The organism is Psychrobacter sp. TB55-MNA-CIBAN-0194 (assembly GCF_040309505.1).
Lineage (GTDB): Bacteria > Pseudomonadota > Gammaproteobacteria > Pseudomonadales > Moraxellaceae > Psychrobacter > Psychrobacter fozii.
Map to the genome: position 1 here is coordinate 1 of NZ_JBEOOW010000489.1, position 258 is coordinate 258.

A 258-nucleotide genomic window follows, 5' to 3' on the forward strand; every position below is an offset into this window, starting at 1 on the left:
CTCGCGCATCGCGCGCGTGCCGCACCAACGCAACGCTTCGGCACGAAACGACGGATGATCTTGCCGCGGATGAGCCATCATGTCGCGATCCGGTTCAACACGAAATCGAACACGTCGAAGTTACGCGGGCGACGTGCGGGATCGTCCCGCTCGATACGGCGATTGAACAGCAGCGGCACCTCCTGCTCCGACACGCCGCCATGCGAACGCAGCGGCACCGTGAGGCCCGACAGATCGTGGTCGCGTTCACGCGTACCG

At 64.7% G+C, this 258-nt stretch carries 1 protein-coding gene; it reads right to left on the bottom strand.

Translation table 11 applies throughout. The features are described from left to right. Positions 1–77: 77 nt before the first annotated feature. The coding region (locus AAEY75_RS16015) for a hypothetical protein (protein WP_352260150.1) at positions 78–258 on the bottom strand (181 nt) is incomplete at its 5' end.